The sequence below is a fragment of the Nocardioides stalactiti genome, from assembly GCF_014180715.1.
Lineage (GTDB): Bacteria > Actinomycetota > Actinomycetes > Propionibacteriales > Nocardioidaceae > Nocardioides > Nocardioides stalactiti.
Genome location: NZ_JACEFC010000190.1, coordinates 1 through 4880, shown reverse-complemented (window position 1 = coordinate 4880; position 4880 = coordinate 1). Strand labels below are relative to the sequence as shown.

The window sequence follows — 4880 nt, the reverse complement described above, 5'->3', positions numbered from 1 at the left end:
ACCGGCGGCGACAGGTACGACGGCGCCGGCGGCACTGCGCCGACCGGTGGCGCGGCCACCACGGGGGCGGCCGGCGCTGCAGGACCCGCAGGACCCGCAGGAGCGACGGGAGCGACCACCGGCGCCCCCAGCACCGTCGCCGGTTCCAGGCTGGCGTCGATCGCTCCGGCGAGGTCCCGCGCCCACGTGCGGGCGTCGGGGTGCCGAGCAGCCGGGTCGTGCGCCCTCCCCCGCGCGAGCTCCGCGACGATGCGGGGATCCCGCGGTCCCGCGGTCATCTCCAGGACCTCGGCGACGACGGCCGATGCGGCGAAGATGTCGGCCCGGGCGTCGATCGGGGCGCCGAGGGCGGCCTGCTCGGGGGCCATGTAGGCCGGTGTGCCGGCCGCTGCCGTGACCAGGCGGGTCGAGTCGAGCGCCTTGGCCAGCCCGAAGTCGGCCAGCACCAGGAAGTCGTCGCCACGCAGGAGGACTCCCCCGGGCTGGGCATCGGTGACCTGACCCTCGGGGGTCGCCTTGAGGAGGATGTTGGACGGCTTCACGTCGCGGTGGACCACGCCGCGCTCGTGGATCGCGGTCAGCGCCGCGCCGAGCGCCAGGACGAGCCCCCGCAGGTCGACCGGCGTGATCGGCTGCCCGCGCTCGGCCATCGCATCGATCCGGTGCTCGAGCGTCCCGCGCTCGGCGAGCTCGAGCACCAGGTAGGGCCGGCCGTCGGGCAGCTGGGCGACGTCGTACACCTTGGCCGTGCGGACCGAGTCCATCCGGCGCAGCAGTCGCGCCTCCTTGATGAAGCGCGCCCTCCCGTCGGGGTCGAACGCGACGTGCGCGGAGAGCACCTTGATCGCGACGAGCTGCTCCAGCACCGGGTCCTCGGCGCGATAGACGGCGGCGTGGGCACCGACGCCGAGCCGTTCCTGGACCACGAAGCGTCCGATCGCCTCCACGGGCTCATCCTGTCAGAACACGAGCGCCGCTGGCCCGAGGCGGGCCAGCGGCGCTCGTCGTCGGCGGGGGACGCCGACGCGTCAGGTCAGCGGTTGACCCAGGTGGCGGCGACACCGACCTCGATGTCGACGCCGTCGAGCTCGTCGGGAGCGCCCGGCAGAGCGGTGATGTGCAGGGCCCGGACAGCGACCCCGTTGTAGGGGAAGGGCAGGTCGGTCTGCTCGTTGATGACGATCCGGACCAACCCGGGGATCTCGATCACGGTGTTGGGCTCGACCCCGACCGGGATCGGCTCGCCCCCGATGACGAGGCCGAGGATCTCCGCGCCGGCCGACTTCGTCGGTGGGTTGGCCCCGTTCTGCGCGACGTGGGACCACGCGGTGATCGCATCGAGCTGGATCGCACCGTCGAGCAGGTTCACCTTGCCGATCCGCGCCGTGAGCGTGGAGTCCGTCGCGTCCTCGGTCACGACGGCGTTCGCCGTGTTGGCCAGGCCGTGGATCGTGGCGATGCCGGGCACGAACGCCCGCGCGGTGGAGTTGGTGATGTCGACGCCGTTGGTGCCGCCGGCGGGAACCATCACGACACCGGTCGGTGCGGACAGCACGTTGACCGCGTCGCCGACGTGGACGCCGACCCGGGTCGAGTAGGCGAAGCCGAAGGCCGGCTCACCGTCGATCGGGACGGGCAGCAGGATCCGTGCCTGCGTCGGGGTGATCTCGATGGAGGCACCGGCGCTCAACCCGTCGCGGGGCTTGAGCAGGGTGATCCGCAGACCGGTGGCCTGGGACTTGATGAGCGCGTCGCCGCCCACCTGACCACGCACCTCGTTGACCACGACCCGGAGCACGCCGGGGATCACGATGGCGGTGTTCTTGGCGACATTGATCGGGATCCGCTGGTCACCGATCTTCACGCCGATGAGCTTGGTGAACCCGTTGCGCCGCACGCCGCCGCCGTCGATCGTCGCCGTGGCCTTGGTCTCGATCGCGTCGGCGGTGATGAGGCCGTCGAAGATGCTGACGCCGGCGATCTTGGCCTCCGAGGCGACCTGCGTGCCACCGAGCACGGCCCTGGTCGTCTGACGGGAGGTGACGCCGTCGACGTGGATCACGCCGTTGAGGAGGTCGATGTTGGCCGTCTTGTTCTCCGCGGTGCGGGGAGCGGTCTCGGCACGCAGGGTGCTGGCCGCGCTCAGCTCGGAGCGGACGACGCCCGCGACGTTGACGCGGGTGCCGCCGCTGACGGCGTGGAAGACGGGGTCGGTAGAGGCTGCCGCAGCAGTCGCACGGGCGGGCGCGGCGACGGCCGGAGCCGTCGACGAGACCGGACCGGCGACGAACGTGAGCCCGAGAAGCAGCGTGAGGACGGTCGATAGTCCCAGGGAGCGGGGGGATCGCATGCGTGAACCGTAACCCCCGATGTCGCCGTGCAGCGCCTTTCCGTACAACGTTTAACCACCGGCCGCAAGGTTTTCGCTTCAGGTGGTGTCACGACAGGTGGGTGGTACACCATTCGCCGAGGGCGCGGGCGCTCCGATCGACGAGCGACGGCCAGTCCATCGCTCCCTCGTCCGCATTGTCCGAGACGTGCTTGACGAGGCGGACGGGGACGCCGAGACGGCCCGCCGCGTAAACCACCGCGTAGCCCTCCATGTCGACCAGGTCGGCTCGCGCGGCGAGCCGGGCGCGCACCACGGGGTCGGTCACGAACACGTCCCCCGTCGCGAGCACGAGGTCGCCGGGGCCGCACACCAGCCGTTCCTGCGGGTCGTAGCCGAGCGCCCGGACGGCCTCGGCGTTGATGTCGTGGTTGAGGACGATCCCGGGCTCGTGCAGGCCCTCGTGGTGGTCGTGCAACGCCCCGGCGGTACCGATGTTGACGACCTCCAGCCCAGCCAGCCCCGCTCCCGCCTCGTACGACGCGAGAGCGCGGGCGACCGCGGTCGCGGCAGCGGTCTTGCCGATCCCCGTCACGAGGACGGGCAGCGTGCGGGGGACGTGGGCCGCCTCGGCCTCGGTCGCAGCGACGACCAGGTAGCGCGTCACCGGGTCACCAGCTCGTGGCCAGCGGACGGCCCTCGTGGAAGCCGGCGGCCGACTGGACGCCCACGAGGGCGCGGTCGTGCAGCTCATCGAGGCTGGTGGCGCCGGCGTAGGTGCAGGCCGAGCGGACGCCGGAGCAGATCTGGTCGATGAGGTCCTCGACCCCGGGCCGGACCGGGTCGAGATACATCCGGGAGGAGGAGATGCCCTCCTCGTAGAGCCCCTTGCGGGCGCGGTCGAACGCCGACTCGGTCGCCGTACGACCGGCGACGGCGCGGGCCGACGCCATCCCGAACGACACCTTGAACGGCTTGCCGTCCGCGTCCTGGAGCAGGTCACCGGGCGACTCGTGGGTGCCGGCGAACCAGGAGCCGATCATCACCGAGGAGGCGCCGGCCGCGAGGGCGAGCGCGACGTCGCGCGGGTGCCGGACTCCCCCGTCGGCCCAGACGTGCGCGCCGAGGTCCCGCGCCGCCGCCGCGCAGTCGAGGACTGCGGAGAACTGCGGACGACCGACACCGGTCATCATCCGCGTCGTGCACATCGCGCCGGGCCCGACACCCACCTTGACGATGTCGGCGCCGGCACCGACGAGCGCGCGGGTCCCGTCGGCGTCGACGACGTTGCCCGCCGCGACCGGCACCTGGGGGTCGAGCGAGCGCACCGCCTGGAGCGCCTCGAGCATCCGGTCCTGGTGGCCGTGNCTCGAGCATCCGGTCCTGGTGGCCGTGCGCGGTGTCGACGACCAGGCAGTCGATGCCGCTCTCCAGCAGCGCCCGGGCCTTGGCGGCGACGTCGCCGTTGACGCCGACCGCGCCCGCGATCCGCAGGCCGCCGCTCGCGTCCACGGCCGGGCGATAGAGCGTCGCGCGCAGTGCCCCGGTGCGGTCCAGGACCCCGACCAGGCGGCCCTCGGTGTCCACGCCGACCGCGAGGGGAGCGCGGGCCCCGTCGAGCGCGTCGAAGGCGGCGCGCGGCTCGGTGTCGGTCTCGAGGAGCACCTCGACCGGCCGCATCACCTGGTGCGCCTGGGCGAACCGGTCGACCTCGGCGCAGTCGGCCTCGAGCACGACCCCGACGGGGCGCTGCTCGTCGTCGACCACGACCGCCGCCTGGTGCGCCCGCTTCGGGATGAGCGACAGCGCCTCCGCGACCGTCTGGTCGGGCCGCAGCTGGATCGGGGTGTCGAGGACGAGGTGGCGGCTCTTCACGAACGACACGACGTCGGCGACCACCGGCGCCGGGATGTCCTGCGGGATGACCACGAGCCCGCCGCGGCGGGCGACGGTCTCTGCCATCCGCTTGCCGGCGATCGCGGTCATGTTGGCCACGACGATCGGGATGGTCGTGCCGGTCCCGTCGGCGGTGGCCAGGTCGACGTCGTACCGGCTGCCGATCGTGGAGTGCCGGGGCACCATGAAGACGTCGTCGTAGGTGAGGTCGTGGCCCGGAACGCGGTCGTCGAGGAAGCGCACCCGGTCAATCTAGTGGCGCGTTCGCAGGATCCGCGGCGGGCCGGTCCGTTGGACCGCGCGATGATGGGTAAGGATGGACTGTGACGTCGGTGATCGCGCGCGCCCCCGGCCGGGTGAACCTCGTCGGGGACCACACGGACTACAACGGTGGCCTCTGCCTGCCGTTCGCCATCGACCTCAGGACCACCACCGTCGCGCGCCCGCGCGGCGACGACCGGGTCCGGGTCCGCAGCAGCGCCGTCGACGAGGTGTGGACCGGGCACCTCGGCGACCTGACCCTCGACCGGCGCACGGCGATGCCGCCGTGGGTGCGCTACGTCGCCGGAGTGCTCTGGGCGGCCCAGGACGACGGCTGGGACCTGCCGGGCCTCGACCTGCTCATCGACACCGAACTGCCGATGGGAGCGGGTCT

At 72.7% G+C, this 4880-nt stretch carries 4 protein-coding genes and 1 pseudogene; 1 reads left to right on the top strand and 4 read right to left on the bottom strand.

From position 1 onward, the window contains the following. From H0487_RS21795 to H0487_RS24515, 4 genes and pseudogenes are all read right to left on the bottom strand, one after another. Positions 1-947, bottom strand: a 947-nt coding sequence (locus tag H0487_RS21795) for a serine/threonine-protein kinase (protein ID WP_183096314.1), incomplete at its 3' end; no start/stop codon positions are given. Positions 948-1033: 86 nt separating this feature from the next. Further along, a complete protein-coding gene (locus H0487_RS21790) occupies positions 1034-2350 on the bottom strand; it encodes a choice-of-anchor P domain-containing protein (protein WP_183096313.1) in 1317 nt (438 codons plus the stop codon). A gap of 88 nt (positions 2351-2438) precedes the next feature. Next, positions 2439-2996 carry a nucleosidase gene (locus H0487_RS21785; RefSeq protein ID WP_183096312.1) on the bottom strand — a complete coding sequence of 186 codons (558 nt, stop codon included), beginning with the start codon at positions 2994-2996 and terminating at the stop codon, positions 2439-2441. A gap of 4 nt (positions 2997-3000) precedes the next feature. Continuing rightward, a pseudogene (locus H0487_RS24515) lies at positions 3001-4411 on the bottom strand (GuaB1 family IMP dehydrogenase-related protein). A gap of 137 nt (positions 4412-4548) precedes the next feature. Between H0487_RS24515 and H0487_RS24400 the strand changes: the two are divergent. Next, positions 4549-4880 (top strand): galactokinase family protein (locus H0487_RS24400; protein ID WP_376766699.1); only part of this gene is annotated, 332 nt, incomplete at its 3' end.

Excerpts from the sequence above, each read along its gene's own strand:
- H0487_RS21790 (WP_183096313.1), bottom strand. The coding sequence starts at position 2,350 with ATGCGATCCCCCCGCTCCCTGGGACTATCGACCGTCCTCACGCTGCTT.